This is a genomic window from Lentzea sp. NPDC020367 (assembly GCF_044387305.1).
Classification (GTDB): Bacteria; Actinomycetota; Actinomycetes; order Mycobacteriales; family Pseudonocardiaceae; genus Lentzea.
Map to the genome: position 1 here is coordinate 132692 of NZ_JBIRVV010000001.1, position 19394 is coordinate 152085.

The window sequence follows — 19394 nt, forward strand, 5'->3', positions numbered from 1 at the left end:
CATGAGGGAGCCTTCGGGGGAGGGAACATGAGGAAAGCGTTTTCAGTGCTCGCCGTTGTGCTGGCCGTCACGGCCTGTGTGGCGCCGGCCGGGCAGAAAGCTCTGGAGAAGGTCGACTACCTGACGTCGTTCGGCACGTTCGGCCGGGACGCGTACGTCTACGTCGCCAAGGAGAAGGGGTTCTTCGAGGAGGCCGGCCTGGACGTCACGATCACGCCGGGCACCGGCAGCGTAGACGTCCTGAAGCTGGTCGCGGCCGGACGCGCCGACTTCGGCGTCGCCGACTTCACCGCCACCGCGATCACGATGGCCAAGGAGAAGATGCCGGTCACCGTGCTGGCGGCGATCCAGCAACGGTCGCTGGCCGCGATCGTCGCGCTGGAGGGCAACGGGATTTCGACACCCGCCGACCTGGTCGGCAAGAAGATCGGTGACCAACCTGGGTCGACGAACCAGGTGATGTTCCCGGTCTACGCGAAGGCGGCGGGCATCGACCCGGCGCAGGTCCAGTTCGTGCCGTCCGCTCCGCCCGCCTTGCCGCAGTTGCTGGCCGCCGGGCAGGTCGACGGGATCGGGCAGTTCGTCGTCGGCAAGCCGCTGATCGAGGCCGCGGCGAAGGGCAGGAAGGCGGTCGTGCTGCCCTACGGCGACCTGGTTCCCGATCTCTACGGCAACGCGCTCGTGTCGTCGAAGGACGTCGTGCAGAACAAGCCGGAGCTGGCGCGGACGTTTATGACGGCGCTGCTCAAGGGCCTGGAGTACTCGATCGAGCACCCGGACGAGGTCGGCCCGATCCTCAAGAAGTACCAGCCGACCCAGGACGCGGGCGTGGCCAGTGCCGAGGTCGGGCTGATGGCGACGTACGTCAGGCCTCTGAACTACAGCGGTCGCGTGGGCGGGGTGACTGAGGCGCGGGTCGAGAAGATCGTCAGCACCCTCGTGGAGGCCGGGGCGATTCCGGCAGGATCGTTGAGCCCCAACGACTTCGTGAACTTCGGGATCTCACCGAAGTGATCATTCTCAGCGGAGTCTCGCACTCCTTCGGCGGTGTGCACGCGCTCGACGGCATCGACCTGGAGGTGGGCGAGCACGAGTTCGTCGCGGTGATCGGGCGCTCGGGCTGCGGCAAGTCGACGTTGCTGCGGCTCGTCGCCGGGCTGCTCACACCGTCCCGCGGCCGGATCCTGGTGGCCGGTTCGCCGGTCACCAGGCCGCGCAGGGACGTCTCGGTGATGTTCCAGCGCCCGGCGCTGCTGCCGTGGCGGACGGTGCTGGCCAACGTCCTGCTGCCGGCCGAGATCATCGGCCTGGGCGATCAGCGGGACCGCGCGCACGAACTGCTGGAACTGGCCGGGCTCGGCGGGTTCGAGAAGCGGTTGCCGCACGAGCTGTCCGGCGGCATGCAGCAACGGGTGTCGCTGTGCCGGTCGTTGATCCAGAGCCCGCGGGTGATGCTGATGGACGAGCCGTTCTCCGCGCTGGACGCGATCACCCGCACCGAGCTCTCCGAGGAACTGCAACGGGTTCAGCTCGCCCGGCCGCGTGCCGTCGTGTTCGTCACGCACTCCATCGACGAGGCCGTGCTGCTCGCCGACCGGATCGTGGTGCTCAGCCCGCGGCCCGGCCGGATCCACCGGATCGTCGACGTGGATCTGCCGAGGCCGCGTGCCCTCGGTCAGGTCGAACTGGACGAGGTGAGCCGGGAACTGCGCGGACTCCTGGTGACCGCATGAGGGCCGCTCTGCCGGTGCTGGGACTGCTGGCGATCATCGGGCTCTGGTGGCTCGCGACGATCGTGTTCGGGATCGAGCCGCTGCTCGTGCCGTCACCGGCAGACGTCGTCGCGTCGTTCCTGGAACTGCCGGGCTATCTGCTGGAACAGGCGCTGATCACGTTGTGGGAGGCCGTGTCCGGCTTCGGACTGTCCATTGTGATCGGTGTACCCCTGGCGTTGTTGATCGTCGGGTCGAGCGTGCTGGAGCGGATGTTCTACCCGCTGCTGGTCGCGCTCAACGCCGTGCCGAAGGTCGCCATCGCGCCGATCGTGGTGGTGTGGTTCGGGTTCGGCATCTCGTCGAAGGTGCTCATGGTGGTGCTGGTGTGCATCTTCCCGATCGTCATCTCGACCGCGTCCGGCATGAAGTCGACGCCGAGCGAACTGGTCGAACTGTTCCGGTCGCTCGATGCCACGCGCACGCACGAGTTCTTCAAGCTGCGCCTGTGGCACGCGCTACCGCAGATCTTCGTCGGCCTGAAGGTGTCGATCTCGCTCGCGGTCATCGGGGCGGTGATCGGTGAGTTCGTCGGGGCCGACGCCGGACTGGGCTACGTGATCACCGTGTCCGGCGGCAGCGCCGACACATCGCTGGCGTTCGCGGCGATGGCGCTGCTCGCGATCATCAGCGTTGCGCTCTTCTACGGTCTGAACTGGGTCGAACGCAAGCTCGTGCCCTGGGCGGAGGCCTAACGGGCCAGGCGGTCCAGCAGTTCGCCGAGCAGCGCCCGTTCGCCCGGCGTGAGGTCCGCCGGATCGTCGGCGACCAGGGCACGCAGGGTGAGCGCCGTGCTCGCGCGGGTCGCGTCGGTCGTCGCGGTGCCCAGGACGCCGGCCAGCGCGGCCTCGCGGACGCGTTCGGACAGCGCGAAGTCCGGTTCCGGCTGGCTGATCAGGGTCAGCGTGACGCCGACGTTCGCGGCGAGCACCTGTTCGGCGGCGTCGTCCGCCGGCACCTTCAGCAGACCGATCGTCGCGGCTTCGGTGAACCTGTCCCGCAGCGCGGCGTGCGCGGGAGCCGTGACGGCACAAGGCTTTCCCGGTTCGGCGCGGCCGTAGAGCAGCCCGTAGAACGACGGGTGTTCCAGCCCGAACCGCACGTGCCTGTCCCAGCCCTCGCGCAGGTCGTCGAGCGGGTCGCCCGAGCTCTCGACCGCCGTGTACTGGGTGAAGCCGTGGTTCAGCACGGCGTCGATCAGGCCCTGCTTGCTGCCGAAGTGGTGGTACAGCGTCGGTGCCTGCACGCCGGCGCGTTCGCACACCGCCCTCGTGGACAGCGTGCCGCCGCCCTCGAGCAACTCCGCCGCGGCGAGCAGGAGTCTGTCCCGTGCGTTCTGCATGTGGCTATAGTAGCTCATGTAGCGCTACATTGAGTGCTATAGCGAGAGGAGAAGTCCGTGAAGACCTGGTTCATCACTGGTGGGACGCCCGGAGGATTCGGTCAGACCTACGCCGAGGCCGCGCTGGCGCAGGGCGATCAGGTGGTGCTGACCGCGCGACGGCCCGATGAGCTGCGGGAATGGGCCGCTCAGCACGGCGACCGCGTGGTGCTGCTCAAGCTCGACGTGACCGACGCGGATCAGGTACGGGCGGCGGTCAGGGCCGCGGAGGAGCGGTTCGGCGGGATCGACGTGCTCGTCAACAACGCGGGCCGCGGCTGGTTCGGCTCGGTCGAGGGGGCTCCTGACGAGACGATCCGCCGCACGTTCGACCTCAACCTGTTCGCCGTGGTCGAGGTGATTCGCGCGGCTCTGCCGGGTATGAGGGCGCGTGGCGACGGCTGGATCGTGAACATGTCGTCGGTGGCGGGCCTCGTCGGCGCGCCGGGGTTCGGCTACTACTCGGCGGCGAAGTTCGCCCTCGAGGGGCTGTCGGAGACACTGCGCGAGGAGGTCGAGCCGTTCGGGGTGCGCGTGCTCCTCGTGGAGCCGGGAGGGTTCCGCACCAAGGCCTATGCCAGTTTCGAAGGTGAGCCGGTCGACGAGACCGTCGACGCCTACCTGCCGCTGGTCGAGGGCGTCAAGGCGGCGTTCGTGGACCAGAACGGCAAGCAGGCGGGTGACCCCGTGCGCGGTGTGCAGGCCGTGATCAGTGCGATGAACGCACCCGTTCCGCCGCAGCGGATCGTGCTCGGCAACTCCGGGTACGACACCGTTGTCGCCATGCACGAGACCGCGCTGGTGGAGCTGCGCGAGAACGAGAAGCTCTCGCGCAGCGCGGACTTCTAGCTCGCTCCACCACCGGCGGCGAGGCGCATCAGGTCGGAGTCGAGGTCGATCGTCAGCTCCGTGCCGCCCGCGCTGCCGTACTCGTGCTGGTAGCTGCCCCACGACTCGTCGCGCACGGTCTTCTCGAACCCGGAGGTCATCAGCGCCACCAGTTCGAGGGCCGCGCGGTCGATGCGCTTGTTGAGGCCGTTGTCCTGCCAGTCCTCGGTCGAGGCGAACAACGCCGTCGGCACCACGACCGTCCGCAGGTAGGCGAACAGGCCGCGCATCTGGTCGTCGACCACGAGTGCATGCCTTGCGGTACCGGCGGTGGCGGCGAGCACGACGGGCTTCGCGATCAGCAGGTCGTTGTCGAGGATCTGGAAGAACGACGTGAACAGCCCGCTCGCGCCCGCCTTGTAGACCGGGGTGCTCGCGACGATGCCGTCCGCGTGCTGCAGGGTCGCGATGGCGGTCTGCAGCTTCGGCCCGATGTGGTTGGACACCAGGGCGTTCGCGATCTCGGAGGCGAGCTCGCGCAGTTCGATCACCGTCGTGCCGACGGTCTGCGCCCGCTTGCCGGCGAGCGTGCCGACCCGTCCGGCGACGCGGTCGGCGAGCAGGCGGGTGGACGACGGGTCGCTCGTGCCGGCGGACACCACCACCAGCTGGAAGTTCTGGCCCATTACTCCTCGCTCTGGCTGAGCTTGCCGGTGATCACGGCGAGCTGTTCGAGTTCTTCCGGCGTCAGCACGCTCAGTGCGCGCGTGACGCTGCGTGCGTGAGGGCTGCCGATCTGCTTCTGGGTCTCCCGGCCCGCGGGGGTGAGCGTCAGGCGCACACCCCTGCGGTCGCCGGGGTCGGGGCAGCGGTCGATGTAGCCGCGGTCGACCAGGCGGTCGACCATGCGGGACAGAGCGGGCTGGCTCAGCAGCACGTGGCGGTTCAGCTCACTCATCCTGAGTGGACTGTCGCACTTGGACAGCTGGTACAGCACGTCGTACTCCCGCATGGTCAGGTCGCCCCAGATGTCCTCCGCGTTGAACTGCTTCATCAACACGGAGTACGCCTTCATCAGGGACTCCCACGCCTCGTTGGCTCTGGTCACTGCGAGTCCTGGTACGGCGAGCCACCCGTGACGTTGTCACCCCGGTTGGCGTTCGGCTTGGGCTGGCGGACCGGTCCGTCGCCGTACTTGGCCTGGACGCGCCCGGCGTGCGTCGGCGGCTTGGCGGTCTCGGGGTCCTGCCGCGCCTCCATCTCCTTGCGCAGCACCGGAACCACCTCCTCGCCCAGCAGGTCGAGCTGGTTGAGCACCATCTTGAGCGGCAGGCCGGCGTGGTCCATCAGGAACATCTGGCGCTGGTAGTCGCCGAAGTGCTCGCGGAACGTCAGCGTCTTGTCGATGACCTCCTGCGGGCTGCCGACCGACAGCGGCGTCTGCTCCATGAAGTCCTCCATCCGCGGGCCGTGGCCGTAGACGGGAGCCTCGTTGAAGTACGGGCGGAACTCCTTGAGCGCGTCCTGCGACCGCTTCGCGATGTACGCCTGACCGCCCAGGCCGACGATGGCCTGCTTCTCCGTGCCGTGGCCGTAGTGCGCGTACCGCTGGCGGTAGAACTTGATCAGCCGCATGTAGTGCTCTTTCGGCCAGAAGATGTTGTTCGCGAAGAACCCGTCACCGTAGAACGCGGCCTGCTCGGCGATCTCCGGCGTGCGGATCGACCCGTGCCACACGAACGGCGGCAGGTCGTCCAACGGCCGCGGCGTGGAGGTGAAGCCCTGCAACGGGGTGCGGAACTTCCCTTCCCAGTCCACGACGTCCTCGCGCCACAACCGGTGCAGCAGGTTGTAGTTCTCGAGCGCCAGCGGCAGGCTCTGCCGGATGTCGGCGCCGAACCACGGGTAGACCGGCGCGGTGTTGCCGCGGCCCAGCATGAGGTCCATGCGGCCCTTCGACAGGTGCTGGAGCATCGCGTACTCCTCGGCGATGCGCACCGGGTCGTTCGTGGTGATCAGCGTCGTGGCGGTGCTGACGATCAGGTTCTTGGTCTTGGCCGCGATGTGGCTGAGCAGCGTGGTCGGCGCGGACGAGAAGAACGGCGGGTTGTGGTGCTCGCCGATCGCGAACACGTCGAGCCCGACCTCTTCGGCCTTCTCCGCGATCTGCACGATCGCGTCGATGCGCTCGGCCTCGCTGGGGGTCTCGCCGCTCACCGGGTCCCTGGTGATGTCGCTCACCGAGAAGATTCCGAACTGCACGGCACCCGCCTCCTTCTGATCCGTACTGACTGGTGACTAATGCGTTTGCATCTACTCTAACGCCTGGGTGCCCCACCTATTCCCACTACCCTCGATCCCATGTCACTGGGGGTGGAGGACGCCTGCTTCAGCTACGGCGGAGTCCCCGTTTTCGCAGGTCTGTCCTTTGTCGTGGCTCCCGGTGAGGCTGTCGCCGTCGTGGGGCCGAACGGCTCGGGCAAGTCGACGTTGCTGAAGTGCCTGGTCGGGGCCGAGGTGCTCGACTCGGGCAGCGTGCTGTTCGGCGGTGATGTGGTGGACGAGTCGTCGGGCGCGTTCCGTGCCGCCGTCGCGTCGCTGCTGGACGACGCCGACTACTTCCCGGACGTGTCCGTTGTGGAGCACCTGCGGCTGCTGGCGTGGCTGCACGCGTCTGTCGAGGACGTGTCGGCGGTGCTGGCGGAGGTCGGGCTGACGTCGGCGGCCGACCAGCTGCCGCCGACCTTGTCTTCGGGCCAACGGCACCGCCTCGGGCTGGCGTCGTGCTTCGTGCGCCCGCGCTCGGTGCTCGTGCTGGACGAACCGGAACAGCGCTTCGACACGGCCGGCCGCGCCTGGCTGCGCTCCCGCCTGCTGGCGGAGAAGGCCGCCGGGGTGGCCGTGGTGTTCGCGTCGCACGACCAGGAGCTGGTGGAGGCGGTGGCGTGCCGGACCGTCACGCTGTGACCGCCGCTGCCGTCCGGCGCCGGTTGCGCACTCCCGAGCCGTGGCGGTTCCTGGTCGCGCGGCTGTACTCGCGGGTCGTTTTGTTGTCGATCACCGGCACGGTCGGTTACGGCTGGGCGTACGCCGGGCTCACGAAGGCACCTCAGGCGGGGAGCGGCTGGACCGCGCTCTGGTTGTCGGTGCTGGGCGCTACCGTGCTGATGAAGGTGTCGCTGGCATTCGGGCCGGTCTTCGTCGGTGCGGACCGGATGTTCTGGGTGCTGAGCTCACCGGTGCCGCGTGGGGCCTTGGTGCGGCCTCGGATGTTCGGGCTGCTCGGTGCCGGTGCTGCGGTGGGTGCGGCGTGGCCTGCTGTGGTGTTCGGGGTGGTGGGGGCTGTCGTGCCGCCGCTGGTCTCCGCGGTGCTCGGGGCTGCCTCTGGGCTGGCTGTGGTGGCTGGAGCCGTTCTGCTGCAATGGGTTCGGGTGCGACCGCAGGGGTGGTTGAGCGGGCTGGTCGGGCTCTCGGTGGTGGCGCTGCTGGTCCCTGCCGGGTCGATCGGGGCGCCCTGGACGGGTTCGGCTCCGGTGGCGGAGTCGGGTTCTGTTGGCACAGCGGGGGAGTTGGGCTCGTTCGGCGGTGGCGTGATCTGGGCCGCCTTGGTCGTGGCGATCGGTCTGGCACTGGTGGCCGTGGCCTCCGCACGACACCTGCGGCGGTCAGACCTCGCGGATGGGGCGGCGTTGGCCGGTGTGGCGCGGGTGTCGGTGAGCTGGTTCGACCTCGCCCTGCTGGGGGCGGTCCTCGCCGAACGCCGTGCACGCGCGACGGGACGCGTCAGGTCGGCGCGGCTGGGCGGGAGCGGGGGACCGCACCGGCAGCGCTCCCACATCGCCGACCTCACTCGGACCGGCGCGCTTCGCCTTCGCCGCTCCCACGTCGCCGCGCTCGCGTGGACCGACGCGCTTCGCCTTCGCCGCGGCCCCAACGCAGTCCTCGTCTGGACCGCGTTGCTCCCGGTCCCGGCTCTCGTGGCACTGGGCGGCGAGCCCGGCCTCGCGGCCGCTGTCCACCTCGTCGCCGCGTTCCTGGCCACCGACAGGCTCGCCGCCGGCCTGAAGTTCGTGTGCCGTTCCCCGGCGATGCGCCGGGCCCTGGGCCTGCCGGACCGGCAACTGCGGCTGGCGCACCTCGTGTTCCCCGCGGCGGGCGCCGTCCTGTGGTGTGCCGTCACGACGGCCTTTACCCCGCACGTGTCCGTGGTGAACGGGATCGTCTCGGCGGTGGGCGCGGTGGCGGTCGTATATCGGATCGCTACGCGGCCGCCGGTCGATTACGGTGCCGCGATCGTCAGCTTCGGGATGTACGGGCCGACACCGGCCGGCCTGATCGTGCAGCTGAGCCGTGGGCCGGCGTTGCTGACGGGGCTCGCTGTGGTGCAGACGTTGGTGTAGGTCAAGGGGGAGATCGTGTTCGCGGGTGAGTTCGAGCTGCATCTGACCGGCTCGGAGTGGCAGGTCGAGGAGCTGGCGGCGTTCGCGCGCACGCATCAGCTCAAGTTCAGCCACATCGAGCTGCACAACGGGACCGTGTGGTCGCAGCCGATGCTGACCATCGGTGCCAAGGGCACGATCGACGAGGTGCGGGCGGTCGCCGAGGGGTGGCGGGCGCGGATGCTGGAGTCCGAGCTGTACGTGCTGCGGGTGAAGATCGAGGCGGCTCCGTGGAACGAGGGTGTGCCGCAGCACGACGACGAGGCCGATCCCGCGCTGTACTTCGAACACCACGTGAAGCTGCGCTTGGCAGGGGTGTTGTGGGATGTCATCGAGAAGGTCGAGCCGCACGAGGCCCACCTCTCTCGCAACGCGCGCCGCACCCGTGACGACGGTACGGAGGAACGGTTCGTCACGCAGCGGTGCTTCGGCGTCGGCAGGGCCACTGCCAAGCGGAAGCTCGAAGCGCTCCTGAACGACCTCGAGGAGTTCGAGGTGCTGGAGGTCGAGGAGGAGTACGTCGTCGCCGACGACGCGCTGCACATCGACAACGGCTGGATCCACGGCGAGGTCGACTGGCTCCGCGGCGAGAGCGAGCGGCTCCGGCAGGCGCCCGCCGGGGTGGAGGGATTCCCCGCCACCTACCAGCCGCTCGCGGTGAAACCGAGCCAGGACATCAGGCAGCGCGCCGTGTTCGACCCGGCGCTGAAGCAGCACCCGCACGCCTTCCGCGGCGGCGACCCGAAGTTCGGCGACCCCGCGGACGGCGCGCGGTGGCTCGCCGCGCGCCGCGAGGCCATGGCACGGGTCCTGCGGATCATCGGCTGGTCGGAGTGGTCCGAGAACCTGGTGCTGCGCGGCAGCACGCTGATGCGGGAGTGGTTCGGCGACGCCGCGCGCGAGCCCGGCGACCTCGACTTCGTGGTGACGCCGCGGGCCATCACGTTCGAAGGCCCGCGGGCGAAGCAGCTCGTCACCGACCTCAGGGCGGCGGTCGGGCCGTCCGTCGTGGAGCCGATCTGGACCTACGAACGGGTCCCCGGCCTGCGGATCGTGTTCCCGTTCGAGGTCGAGGGGCTCCCGGACGGCGCGATCCAGATCGACCTCGTGTTCAACGAGGAACTGCCGATCGCGCCGCAACCCGTGGAGATCGCCGGCACGATCCTGCTCGCAGCCGACGAGGAGTTGTCCCTCGCGTGGAAGCTCCAGTGGCTCGCGACGGACAGCTACCCGCAGGCCAAGGACCTCTACGACGCCGCACTGCTCGCGGAGGTCACCACCGTGAACCTCACCCTGGTGCGCGAGTTGCTGCGGCCCGAACTGCGTCACCACGCGGACGAGTTCGGCCGCGAGTCCGTGCTGGAGCTCAGCGGCGTCGACTGGGACAACGCACCGACCGAACTCCCCGTCACCGAGGAGGACGAACCCGTTCTGCTGCAACGGATCGCGGCCGCCCTGCGTTAGCCGAGCAGTGCCGCCACGCGTTCGGCGGTGGCCACGCTGGACTGCGGGTTCTGACCCGTCACGAGCGTGCCGTCCACGATCACCGTGCTCGACCACGGCTCGCCCGGTGCGAGCCGTGCGCCGAGTTCGGCCAGCCTGCCCGCGACCGAGTAGGGGACGTTCAGGCCGCCCTGGCGCTCCTCCTCGTCGCTGAACACCGCGATCTCCTTGCCGGCGAACACGAACGTGCCGTCCGCGCGGACCGCGCTGAGCAGCCCGGCCGGTCCGTGGCACAGCGCCGCCACGAGCTTGCCGTTGTCGTGGAAGTCCGCGAGCAGCGTGCCCAGCGTCGTGTCGAACGCGAGGTCGGCCATCGGGCCGTGCCCGCCGGGCAGGTAGATCGCGTCGAAGTCGGCGGCGTTCAGCGACGCCAGCACGGCCGGGGCGCGCAGGTCCTCCAGCGACGCGACGGCGTCGTCGAACTTGCCGTCGAGGCTCGCCTTGTCCACGGTCGGCACGACGCCACCCGGCGTTGCCAGCGTGACCTCGACGCCGGCCTCCCGCAGCACGCGCACCGACTCCACGACCTCCTCTGCCCAGTAACCCGTGGGGTGGCTCGACCCGTCCGCCAGCGTCAGCGAGTCGGCGCCGGTCACGACCATCAGTAGCTTCTTCATGCGCCCAGGACATCACAGATCCGCAGAACGTGACGGCGGAGCTATAAGCTGAGTTATGGCTGCGATGGACCTGGACCTGCTGGCGACGTTCCTGGAGATCTACCGGGGCGGCTCGCTGACCAGCGCGGCGGCCAGGCGGGGGCTCACCCAGCCTGCGGTGAGCGGGCAGCTCGCCAAGCTGGAGAAGGAGCTCGGCGCACCGCTGTTCGTGCGCGGCGGCCGCGGGGTCACACCCACACCCCGGGCCGACGACCTGGCCCGACGCGTCGGCACCCACCTCGACCAGCTCAAGACGGCCCTCGACCCCGAACCCGCACTCGAAGGCACGGTGCGGATCGGGGGTGCGGCCGAGTTCATGACCACCCGTGGCATGCCCGCGCTCACCCCGCTGACCCAGCGCGGCCTGCGGCTGGAGATCACGCTCGGCCTGGCGAACGACCTGCTCACCGCGCTGAAGGCAGCGCAGCTCGACCTCGTGCTGTCCTCGGTCCGTCCCGGCGCGGGCCTCACCGCGACCCCGTTCACCGACGAGGAGTTCCTGCTGGTCGGGCCACCACAACTGGCAAGGACCGTGGACCAGCGGCTGCTCGCGCGGGACCCGGCGCGCGCCCTCGAACACCTGCCGCTCGTCGCCTACTCCGGCGAACTGCCGATCATCCGGAGGTACTGGCGCAGCGAGTTCGGCGCACGACCGAAGAACGCCACCGCCGTCACCGTGCCGGACCTGCGCGCCGTGCTGGCCGCCGTGATCGCCGGGGCGGGCGTGTCGGCCCTACCGCGCTACCTGGCCGAACCCGCGCTCGCCGCCGGATCCGTCGAACAGCTGCACCACCCGGAGGTTCCGCCGCTCAACACCCTCTACGTGGTCACCCGCGGCACGACGACCCCGGCCACCGACGCGGTCGCGGAACAGCTGAGGTCACGCGACTGGGGCGCCCTCTAGACGCTGCGGAGAACCGAGACCACGATGCCGAGGATCACGGCCTTGTCGCCGTCGATGACGGGGTAGGCCTCGTTGCGCGGTTCGAGGAACACGTGGCCGTTGCGGCGCTGGTACACCTTCACCGTCGCCTCCTCCTCGATCATCGCGGCGACGATCTGCCCGTTGTAGGCCTCGTGCGTCTGCCGCACCACGACGGTGTCGCCGTCGCAGATCGCCGCGTCGATCATCGAGTCGCCGCGCACCCGCAGCGCGAACACGTTGCTGCCCCGGCCGACCAGCCCGCGCGGCAGGTTCAGCACCTCGTCGACGTGCTCGATGGCGGAGATCGGCGCACCGGCGGCGATGTCACCGACGACCGGCACCGAGATCGAATCCTCGGAGACCATCCCTGGCGCGATCGGCGCGCCGCTCAGGAAGACCCGCACGTCCATCGGCCGCGTCACGGAGCCGCCGCGCTTGAGGTAACCCTTGTCCTCCAACGAGGTCAGGTGCCTCGAGACGCTGGACGACGACTTCAGGCCGACCGCCTCGCCGATCTCACGGGTGCTGGGGGAGTAGCCGTGCTCGACGACCCAGTCGCGAATGGCGACCAGGATCATCTGCTGGCGTTCCGGCAGCTCCGTCGTGTCGAGTTCAAGATCGTCGTAGGCGGTCATCGGCCAGATACTAGTTAGGGGGTCGCGGACACGATCGGGTGGCTCACGTGCCCAGGCGAGATTTGCCCTGCTCCTCCACGATGTGGCGGTGAGCACACGTCGGGAACGCTCCTGGGGCCTGCGACCAGGGAGGTCTGTGCGAACCCAGGTGGCGCCCGTGGCGCTGACACCAGAAGTGGCGCCAGCCGTGCTGGACGAGGCCGCGCTGCTGGAGCTGTACGAATCGACGGCCGAGCGGTTGCACCGCTACGTGGCCAGGCGGGTCGGTGCCGACACCGCGCAGGACGTGGTGTCCGAGGCGTTCCTGGTGCTGTGGGACCAGCGCGCCGGGCAGACCTACGAGGCCGACGCGATCCGCGCCTGGCTCTACGGCGTGGCGACGAACCTGCTGCGCGGCCACGTCCGCGCCGAGGAACGCAAGCTGCGGGCGTGGAGCAAGGAGTACGCGGCCCGCACCGACGAGGCCGACATCGGCGACCGGGTCAGTGCCGCGGCGGACGCCGACGTGCTCGCCGGTCCGCTCACCGCCTGGCTCGCCGAACTGCGCGTCGAGGAACGCGAGGTGCTGCTGCTGCACGCGTGGGCGGACTTCACGCCCACCGAGATCGCCGTGGCACTCGATGTCCCGGTGGCCACCGTGCGCACCCGTCTGCACCGTGGCCGCGCACGGCTGCGCACTCGCCTCGCCGCGACCGATCACGACTTCACCGAGGACAGCCATGTCTGAGCCCACCCAGCCCGAGACCCTCGACCGCCTGCTCGACGCCGCCCTGTCGCGGGCCGGCGACGAGCCCGTCCAGTTCGACGTGGCCGCCGGCAAGAACGTCCTGGCCGCCGCTCTGAAGTCACGCGCGGAAGTCGCTGAGCCGATCGCCGTCGGTGCCGAGCACCGGCCGCGCAAGAGGGTCCGCTGGCTCGCCGCCGCGGCCGCCGTGGCCGTGCTGACCGGTGGTGGCCTGGCCGCGTCGACCGTCGACCTCACCGGCGTCGGCAGCAACTCCGTGAGCGCCTCCGAGGAACTGATCAAGGCCGCGGACCTCGCCTCCCGCGTGGTCGACCGCCCGCTCGCCCCCGGCCAGTTCCGCTACGTGCGCAGCCGCTACGAGGGCATCATGGTGGAGCTCGGCTCCACGAAGGCGACGTACAGCGACATCGTCCAGGAGCAGTGGATTCCGGCGGACCGCCGCGACGAGTGGCTGTTCCGGAACAAGATCATCTCGGTGAAGTGGCTCGAGGGCCACGAGGGAGACGGCAAGCCGGACGCCGCCACACCGTTCAAGGACGGTGAGGAGTTCCGCGGCAAGTGCGGCAACTACCCGTACTTCGCCGAGGGGCAGCCGGACCGCTGCACGAACGGCACGTTCTACAACCCGACTCCGGAGTTCGTTGCGGCGCTGCCGAAGGACCCGGCGGCAATGCTGGCCAAGCTGAAGGAAGCGGGACAGGCCGGCGATTCGGGAGCGTTGCTGCAGGCCGGTGAAGCGCTCAACTCGGGGCAGTACCCGGCCGAGGTGCGGGCGACCATCTTCCGCGCGCTCGCCCTGCTGCCCGGCCTGGTCGTGACCGACAACAAGGCCAACCTCGACGGCAAGGAAGGCGTCGCGCTCGGCATGAAGTACTTCGACGACTTCACCGAGATCCTCATCGACCCGTCGAACGGCGACTACATCGGCCGCCGCGAGACCGTCGCCGAGGACCAGCCGGAGGAGAAGGGCGGCCTGGAGAAGGGCACCGTCCGCAGTTCCTCCGCGGTGACCACGAAGATCGTGGACTCGCTGGGCGCCGAGTAGCTTCTCCCGCCGTTCGGGGCGCGGGAGAGACATGCAACCCTGGGGTTGCGCATCCTCGGGGGGATGTGCAACTCTGGGGTTGCACTTATTGGCGGACATCGGGAGTTGTCGTGAGCGTGGACCGGATCGAACGCGAGACCGTGATCGAGGCACCGCTGGCACGGGTCTGGCAGCTGGTGACCGAACCGGGGTTCTGGGTGGCCTCCCAGCCGTCCGGTGCCGCGGTCGAGGGGGAGACGACCCTCTGCAAGAACGAGCAGTACGGCGACTTCCCGGTGCGCGTCGTGACCGTGACGCCGCAGACCTACGTGTCCTACCGCTGGGCCAGTGCGTTCCAGGGACAGGAGCTGGCCGCGGACAACACGACGTTGGTCGAGTTCACCCTCACGCCCGAGGGCGCGGCGACTCGGCTCAAGGTCGTGGAGAGCGGGTTCTCCCAGCTCGCGGGCTCGGAGGAGCTGCGTGCGAAGGCTCTGCGGGACAACACGGGCGGCTGGCCCGAGGTGCTCGACGCGTTCGCGAAGAAGGCCGAAAGCTAAGTTGAGCGCGTGCCCAAATCAGCCGACCGAGGCCGCCGCACCCGTGAACAACTGATCGACGCCGCCGCCGGGCTGGTGGGCGAGGTCGGCTGGGGTGCGGTGACCACCCGGCTGGTCGCGGAACGGGCGGGCGTCAACGCCGCGCTCGTGCACTACCACTTCTCGTCGGTGCAGGAGCTGCTGTCGACGGCCGCGCTGCAGTTCGCCGCGAAGGCGCTGGCCGAGTCGGCGGAGGCGTTGCGGTCGGTGTCGCCGGCTGAGGGCGTCGAACGGATCCTGGCGGACCTGTCGCGCTTCACCGGCACGGATCCCGAGTCGTTGCTGCTGGCCGAGGCGTTCCTCGCAGCGCGCCGGTTGCCCGACCTGCGGGCCGGGCTGTCGGCGCTGGTCGTGGAGTTCCGGGTGCGCGTCGCCGACTGGCTGCGGGAGGCGGGCGTGCAGGACGCCGACGCGGTGGCGTTGTTGCTCGGGGCGGCCCTCGACGGGCTGGTGCTGCACCGAGCGTTGGACTCGTCAGTCGACTTCGGCGTGGTCGCGGGTCCGTTCCGGCGCCTCGTCGCGGGCTGACCAGCGGGGCTCGCCACCGGCCTGCGCGAACGCGGCCAGCGCCTCGACCAGGCCGTGCCGCAGGTGCTCCGGCATGCGCGCGACGATCGTGCTGATCTCGGCACGCCTGCGGGCCATCACCTCGGTCACGACCCGGCTGCCCTCCTCGCTGGCCACGACCACGACCTCGCGTTTCGTCGCGGGGTTCGGCGCGCGGTCGACCATGCCGGACGTGATCAGGCGGTCGATCATGCGCTTGGCCGTGGACGGGTTGACCTCCAGCAGGTCGGCGAGCGCGGTCAGGCTCATCGGGCCGCGGCTGTCGAGCAGGACGACCATCCTGAGCTGCGGCAGCGTGAGCGTCTCCTCGACAGCCGCGAGCGACCGCGCCGACACGGCCACGAGCAGGCGGGACGCGGTGAGCACCGCGTCGGTCAGGTCATCGGCATCGCTCACCCGACTAGTTCTACAGGGCTCGCCGAAGGTAACGAAACGATAAACATTGCACTGTGCAACGGTCGGTGGGTCGTGGTCTGTCCGTACCTCTCGGCATGCGGATACTCCTGGTCGCTTTGCTGACGTTGTTGCTCGGCGCGCAGCCCGCGTTCGCGCAGCAGGATCTGGGACCCGGCTACGTCCAGACCCAGTTCGGGCCGATGGGACCGGCCGGGCGCGACCTGCTGCAGAAGGTGGCGCTCGCGGGGTTGTGGGAGGGGCCCGCCGGGCGGATGGGGCTCGACAAGTCGGCCAACCCGAAGGTGCAGGAGGCCGGCCGGCACCTCATCGAGGGGCACGCCGACCTGGATCGGCGCACCGTCGAGCTCGCCCGCACGCTGAACGTCCAACTGCCCACGCAGCCCAACGAGTCGCAGCAGGGCTGGCTGAACGAGATGACGGCCGCTCCCGCGCGCAGCCCTGAGTTCGACCGAGTGTTCGCGAACCGGCTGCGGGCGGCGCACGGCGTGGTCTACAAGTTCCTGGCCACGGTGCGCACCGGCACGCGCAACACGGCGATCCGTGACTACGCCAAGGTCTGCATGGACACCGTGCTCGACCACATGACGGTGCTCGAAGCCACCGGGATGGTCGACTTCAACGACACCGAGGCGATCCCGCTGGCGCTGGTCGCGCAGCCCTCCTCGGTCGCGCCTTCTGCTCCCGCGGGTGTGCCGCAGCAGAGCCCGCAGTACTCCCAGCAGCAACAACAGCAGGGCGATGGTGTCCCCGACGGCCTCATCGGGCTGGGCGTGCTGGCGCTGGTCGTGGCCGGTCTCTGGTTCTGGACGAGCGGGCGGAGCAGCCGCCGGATGCACCCGTAGTGCTAGATTGGGCATATGCCCAAGTCGAATGCCCAACAGCGAGCGTTGATCGTCGGAGCGGGGATCGCCGGGCTCGCGTCCGCGTGGTGGCTGGAACGCGCGGGGTGGGACGTCCTGGTGGTGGAGAAGGCGCCGTCGTTCCGCGCGGGCGGCTACATGATCGATTTCTTCGGGCCGGGTCACGAGGTGGCGCGGCGGATGGGTCTGCTGCCGGCGTTGGAACGGCGGCGGGCGCCGATCTCGTCGGTGACCAGCGTGGACTCGGCCGGCCGTCGGCGGAGTGAGATCTCCACGGCCGCTTACGAGGCGGTCGCGGACGGGGTGATCAGCCTGTTGCGTGGAGATCTGGCTTCGGTGATCCGGGACGACGTGCGGGCTTCGATTCGTTACGGCACCACGGTTTCCGCCATCGACGACGGGCGGGTGACGTTCTCGGACGGGTCTTCCGGTGAGTTCGACCTGGTCGTGGGGGCGGACGGCGTGCATTCGCGGGTGCGGGAGCTGGTGTTCGGATCGTCGTTCGTGCGGTACCTGGGACATCACGTGGCGGCGTTCTCCGTCCAGGATCCCGAGTTGAGCGCCCGGATCGGTTACCGCTACCAGATGCTGACCGTGCCGCACCGGATGATCGGCTGCTACGCCGTGCGGGACGGGTCGACGGCCGCGTTGATGCTCTACCGGTCCGCGTCCCCGGAACTGCCCGCTCATCCGGCGGCGGAGTTGCGGTCGCGGTTCGGTGACCTCGGCTGGGTCGCGCCCTCGCTGCTCTCCGTTGTGCCGGAGGACGTCTACTGCGACGAGGTGTCCCAAGTGGACATGCCGGTCTGGCATCGCGGCAAGGTCGTGCTCGTCGGGGACGCGTGCGGCGCCGTCTCGCTGTTCGCCGGCCACGGGGCGTCGCTCGCGATGACCGGCGCCTGCGTGCTGGCGGAGGAACTCGCCGCGGGCCTCGACGGCGCGTTCGACCGCTACCAGGCGCGGATGAAGCCCGCGGTGGCGCACACCCAGGAGTTCGGGCGGCGGTTCATCGGCTGGATGGCGCCCTCGTCGGCGTGGCGGATCTCGTTGCGCGACCTGGCGTTCCGGCTGTCCGGCCTGCCCGTCGTGCGGAACCTGATCCGCGGCTCCGTCGTGCCGGACGTCGACGGGGTGCTCACACCCGCAGCACCCGCAGGCACAGCCGCCTGAGCACCTCGCGCAGTTCGTCGTCGGTCAGGTGGGGGAACGCCGCGATCACCGGGCCGACGTCGCTCGTGAGGAACCACGCCGCCCGCTGGTCGTCGGTCGGCTCGTCGCCGAACAGCAGCTGCATGGCCTTCTCGGCCAGCCTCGCCAGCTCGGCGTTGATCCTCTCGTTGCGCCGCACGCTCGGATCGGTCTGGCCGAGCGGCGACAACGCCCTGTTCGCGACGACCTGGTCCACGAACCCCGCGACCATGTGCTCAGCGCGGGCCCGCCTGCCCCTGATCTTCGCGGTCTCGTCCAGCATCGTCTCGAAGAACGCGATGCTGTTGTCCAGCAACGCTTCCAGGATCGCCGACTTGGTGCGGAAGTAGTAGTAGACGTTCGCCTTCGTCACGTCCATCTCGTCCGCGATCGTCTGCAACGACGTCGCGTCGTACCCGTGCGCGGCGAACAGCTTCCGCGCGGTGACGAGGATCGTCGCACGGGTGCGTTCGGCTTGCGCGGCACGAGTCATGCGGCGATGGTACAGTCGATTTCATTAGCCGATCGGCTAGTGAAATGGGAGGTAGGTCGTGACTGTCCTGGTGACCGGTGGCACGGGGTTCGTGGCCGGCTGGACCATCGAAGCGCTGCTGGAGCGCGGCTACGACGTGCGGACGACGACCCGCGGCCGCAAGCCCGTCGTTCCTGGTCGCTACGAGGTGGTGAAGGCGGACCTGACGTCGGACGAGGGCTGGGCCGAGGCGATGAAGGGCGTCCAGTACGTGCTGCACGTCGCGTCGCCCATGTCCGGCAGCGCCGACCTGGTCGGCCCGGCGCGCGACGGAACGCTGCGGGTGCTGCGGTTCGCGGTGGAAGCGGGCGTGGAACGGGTCGTGATGACGTCGTCCTGCGCGGCGGCGACGCCTCCGCAGGGCTCGACCGGGTCGTTCGACGAGACGGTGTGGACGGACCCGTCCGGCGTGGGGATCGACGAGTACCGGCGCTCCAAGCTGCTGGCCGAGCAGGCGGCGTGGGAGTTCATGCGAGACAAGGACACCTCGCTCGTGACGGTGCTGCCCGGCGCGGTCTTCGGCCCGGTCCAGTCGCGCGACAACTGGGGCTCGGTGCGGGTGATCGAACGGATCATGGGCGGCATGCCCGGCGTGCCGCGCGTCGGCCTCAACATCGTCGACGTCCGCGACGTGGCCGACCTGCACATCAGGGCCATGACCGCGCCGGACGCGGCGGGGGAGAGGTTCATCGCGGTCAGCGAGTTCATGTGGATGGCCGACGTGGCGCGCTCGCTGGACGCGCCGTCCCGCGAACTCCCGAACTTCGTGGTGCGCGCGGCCTCGTTGGTGGCCAAGGACATGCGGCCGCTCGTGCCCATGCTCGGCCGCAGCTACTCCTACTCGCACGCCAAGGCGTCCTCGATGCTCGGCTGGGCACCTCGCCCGGCCCGCGACACCGTCGTGGAGTGCGCGGCGTCGCTGCGCTAACGGGCGTCGTAGGCCTCGCGGTTCGTGAGCACCTCGGCGATGTGCTCCTCCGCCCACTGGCACAAAGCGAGCAACGGCGCGTGCAGCGTGAATCCGAGCTCCGTCAGCTCGTACTCGACGCGCGGCGGCACCTCGGCGTGCACGTGCCGCGTGACGAGCCCGTCCCGTTCGAGGTCTCGCAGGGTCTCGGTGAGCACCTTGCCGCTGATGCCGTCGAGCTGCGTCTTCAGGTCGCCGAACCGCGTGCGCCCGTTGCCCAGCACCGACACCGCCATCGCCGTCCACTTGTTCGCGATGCGCGCCAGGCTCGTGCGCGACGGGCAGGTGGCCGCCAGCACGCTCCAGTCCGGCATGGTCTGTGACATGGCGCACATCCGTCCATTAGTTACGTTGAG

General features: G+C 69.7%; 24 protein-coding genes. 15 read left to right on the forward strand and 9 right to left on the reverse strand.

What is annotated here, in order from left to right; translation table 11 throughout:
• The first annotated feature begins 27 nt into the window (after positions 1 to 27).
• The 3 genes from ACH413_RS00650 to ACH413_RS00660 are packed head-to-tail and all read left to right on the forward strand — an operon-like array spanning position 28 to position 2467.
• Positions 28 to 1014, forward strand: a complete 987-nt coding sequence (locus ACH413_RS00650; RefSeq protein WP_360029477.1) for an ABC transporter substrate-binding protein — start codon at positions 28 to 30, stop codon at positions 1012 to 1014.
• Positions 1011 to 1733, forward strand: a complete 723-nt coding sequence (locus ACH413_RS00655; RefSeq protein WP_360029478.1) for an ABC transporter ATP-binding protein — start codon at positions 1011 to 1013, stop codon at positions 1731 to 1733. Before ACH413_RS00650 ends, ACH413_RS00655 begins: the two co-directional genes overlap by 4 nt.
• Positions 1730 to 2467, forward strand: coding sequence for an ABC transporter permease (locus ACH413_RS00660; protein ID WP_360029479.1), 738 nt, complete (start codon positions 1730 to 1732; stop codon positions 2465 to 2467). The genes ACH413_RS00655 and ACH413_RS00660 overlap by 4 nt, the downstream gene beginning before the upstream one ends.
• Here ACH413_RS00660 and ACH413_RS00665 read toward each other — a convergent pair.
• On the reverse strand, positions 2464 to 3114 hold the full coding sequence (locus ACH413_RS00665; RefSeq protein ID WP_360029480.1) for a TetR/AcrR family transcriptional regulator: 651 nt from the start codon (positions 3112 to 3114) through the stop codon (positions 2464 to 2466). The two genes, ACH413_RS00660 and ACH413_RS00665, sit on opposite strands and share 4 nt — an antisense overlap.
• A 57-nt stretch (positions 3115 to 3171) precedes the next feature.
• Here ACH413_RS00665 and ACH413_RS00670 point away from each other — a divergent pair, with 57 nt between their 5' ends.
• Positions 3172 to 4002: an SDR family NAD(P)-dependent oxidoreductase gene (locus ACH413_RS00670; protein WP_360029481.1), complete on the forward strand. Its 831-nt coding sequence runs from the start codon at positions 3172 to 3174 to the stop codon at positions 4000 to 4002.
• Here the strand turns inward: ACH413_RS00670 and ACH413_RS00675 are convergent.
• Genes ACH413_RS00675 through ACH413_RS00685 form a run of 3 tightly spaced genes read right to left on the reverse strand, consistent with a single transcriptional unit; the run spans position 3999 to position 6243 of the window.
• Positions 3999 to 4667, reverse strand: a complete 669-nt coding sequence (locus ACH413_RS00675; protein ID WP_360029482.1) for a CE1759 family FMN reductase — start codon at positions 4665 to 4667, stop codon at positions 3999 to 4001. The two genes, ACH413_RS00670 and ACH413_RS00675, sit on opposite strands and share 4 nt — an antisense overlap.
• Positions 4667 to 5089 (reverse strand): MarR family transcriptional regulator, encoded by a 423-nt coding sequence (locus ACH413_RS00680; RefSeq protein WP_360029483.1) that lies wholly within the window; start codon positions 5087 to 5089, stop codon positions 4667 to 4669. Before ACH413_RS00680 ends, ACH413_RS00675 begins: the two co-directional genes overlap by 1 nt.
• Positions 5086 to 6243, reverse strand: coding sequence for an LLM class flavin-dependent oxidoreductase (locus ACH413_RS00685; RefSeq protein ID WP_360029484.1), 1158 nt, complete (start codon positions 6241 to 6243; stop codon positions 5086 to 5088). Before ACH413_RS00685 ends, ACH413_RS00680 begins: the two co-directional genes overlap by 4 nt.
• A 99-nt stretch (positions 6244 to 6342) precedes the next feature.
• On the opposite strand from ACH413_RS00685, the gene ACH413_RS00690 reads away from it, so the two are divergent.
• Genes ACH413_RS00690 through ACH413_RS00700 form a run of 3 tightly spaced genes read left to right on the forward strand, consistent with a single transcriptional unit; the run spans position 6343 to position 9884 of the window.
• A complete protein-coding gene (locus tag ACH413_RS00690; RefSeq protein WP_360029485.1) occupies positions 6343 to 6948 on the forward strand; it encodes an ABC transporter ATP-binding protein in 606 nt (201 codons plus the stop codon).
• Complete coding sequence (locus tag ACH413_RS00695; RefSeq protein WP_360029486.1) at positions 6945 to 8381, forward strand: DUF6297 family protein; 1437 nt, start codon at positions 6945 to 6947, stop codon at positions 8379 to 8381. The genes ACH413_RS00690 and ACH413_RS00695 overlap by 4 nt, the downstream gene beginning before the upstream one ends.
• Positions 8382 to 8396: 15 nt before the next feature.
• Positions 8397 to 9884 (forward strand): nucleotidyl transferase AbiEii/AbiGii toxin family protein, encoded by a 1488-nt coding sequence (locus ACH413_RS00700; protein ID WP_360029487.1) that lies wholly within the window; start codon positions 8397 to 8399, stop codon positions 9882 to 9884.
• Here ACH413_RS00700 and ACH413_RS00705 read toward each other — a convergent pair.
• Entirely contained in the window at positions 9881 to 10540 is a 660-nt protein-coding gene (locus ACH413_RS00705) for a type 1 glutamine amidotransferase domain-containing protein (protein WP_360029488.1), read from the reverse strand. The two genes, ACH413_RS00700 and ACH413_RS00705, sit on opposite strands and share 4 nt — an antisense overlap.
• 55 nt (positions 10541 to 10595) lie before the next feature.
• Here ACH413_RS00705 and ACH413_RS00710 point away from each other — a divergent pair, with 55 nt between their 5' ends.
• A complete protein-coding gene (locus ACH413_RS00710; protein ID WP_360029489.1) occupies positions 10596 to 11483 on the forward strand; it encodes a LysR family transcriptional regulator in 888 nt (295 codons plus the stop codon).
• Here the strand turns inward: ACH413_RS00710 and lexA are convergent.
• Positions 11480 to 12139 carry a transcriptional repressor LexA gene (lexA, locus tag ACH413_RS00715; RefSeq protein WP_360029490.1) on the reverse strand — a complete coding sequence of 220 codons (660 nt, stop codon included), beginning with the start codon at positions 12137 to 12139 and terminating at the stop codon, positions 11480 to 11482. The genes ACH413_RS00710 and lexA overlap by 4 nt on opposite strands.
• 136 nt (positions 12140 to 12275) lie before the next feature.
• Here lexA and ACH413_RS00720 point away from each other — a divergent pair, with 136 nt between their 5' ends.
• The 4 genes from ACH413_RS00720 to ACH413_RS00735 all read left to right on the forward strand — a co-directional run bounded on the left by ACH413_RS00720 (position 12276) and on the right by ACH413_RS00735 (position 15035).
• On the forward strand, positions 12276 to 12866 hold the full coding sequence (locus tag ACH413_RS00720) for an RNA polymerase sigma factor (RefSeq protein ID WP_360029491.1): 591 nt from the start codon (positions 12276 to 12278) through the stop codon (positions 12864 to 12866).
• The gene (locus ACH413_RS00725) at positions 12859 to 13929 is read left to right on the forward strand and encodes a CU044_5270 family protein (RefSeq protein ID WP_360029492.1); all 1071 of its coding nucleotides are present in this window, start codon (positions 12859 to 12861) and stop codon (positions 13927 to 13929) included. Before ACH413_RS00720 ends, ACH413_RS00725 begins: the two co-directional genes overlap by 8 nt.
• A 110-nt stretch (positions 13930 to 14039) precedes the next feature.
• Complete coding sequence (locus tag ACH413_RS00730; protein WP_360029493.1) at positions 14040 to 14468, forward strand: SRPBCC domain-containing protein; 429 nt, start codon at positions 14040 to 14042, stop codon at positions 14466 to 14468.
• Positions 14469 to 14477: 9 nt separating this feature from the next.
• Positions 14478 to 15035, forward strand: a complete 558-nt coding sequence (locus tag ACH413_RS00735; protein ID WP_360029495.1) for a TetR/AcrR family transcriptional regulator — start codon at positions 14478 to 14480, stop codon at positions 15033 to 15035.
• Here the strand turns inward: ACH413_RS00735 and ACH413_RS00740 are convergent.
• Positions 14982 to 15470, reverse strand: coding sequence for a MarR family transcriptional regulator (locus ACH413_RS00740; RefSeq protein WP_360029496.1), 489 nt, complete (start codon positions 15468 to 15470; stop codon positions 14982 to 14984). The two genes, ACH413_RS00735 and ACH413_RS00740, sit on opposite strands and share 54 nt — an antisense overlap.
• Positions 15471 to 15565: 95 nt before the next feature.
• On the opposite strand from ACH413_RS00740, the gene ACH413_RS00745 reads away from it, so the two are divergent.
• Entirely contained in the window at positions 15566 to 16333 is a 768-nt protein-coding gene (locus tag ACH413_RS00745; protein ID WP_360029497.1) for a DUF4142 domain-containing protein, read from the forward strand.
• 15 nt (positions 16334 to 16348) lie between these two features.
• Positions 16349 to 17521, forward strand: a complete 1173-nt coding sequence (locus ACH413_RS00750; protein WP_360029498.1) for an FAD-dependent oxidoreductase — start codon at positions 16349 to 16351, stop codon at positions 17519 to 17521.
• Here the strand turns inward: ACH413_RS00750 and ACH413_RS00755 are convergent.
• Positions 17487 to 18032, reverse strand: coding sequence for a helix-turn-helix domain-containing protein (locus ACH413_RS00755; protein ID WP_360029499.1), 546 nt, complete (start codon positions 18030 to 18032; stop codon positions 17487 to 17489). The two genes, ACH413_RS00750 and ACH413_RS00755, sit on opposite strands and share 35 nt — an antisense overlap.
• Before the next feature lie 58 nt (positions 18033 to 18090).
• Between ACH413_RS00755 and ACH413_RS00760 the strand changes: the two genes are divergently transcribed.
• Positions 18091 to 18999, forward strand: coding sequence for an NAD-dependent epimerase/dehydratase family protein (locus ACH413_RS00760; protein WP_360029500.1), 909 nt, complete (start codon positions 18091 to 18093; stop codon positions 18997 to 18999).
• Here ACH413_RS00760 and ACH413_RS00765 read toward each other — a convergent pair.
• Positions 18996 to 19364 (reverse strand): helix-turn-helix domain-containing protein, encoded by a 369-nt coding sequence (locus tag ACH413_RS00765; protein WP_093606142.1) that lies wholly within the window; start codon positions 19362 to 19364, stop codon positions 18996 to 18998. The genes ACH413_RS00760 and ACH413_RS00765 overlap by 4 nt on opposite strands.
• Positions 19365 to 19394: the final 30 nt, after the last annotated feature.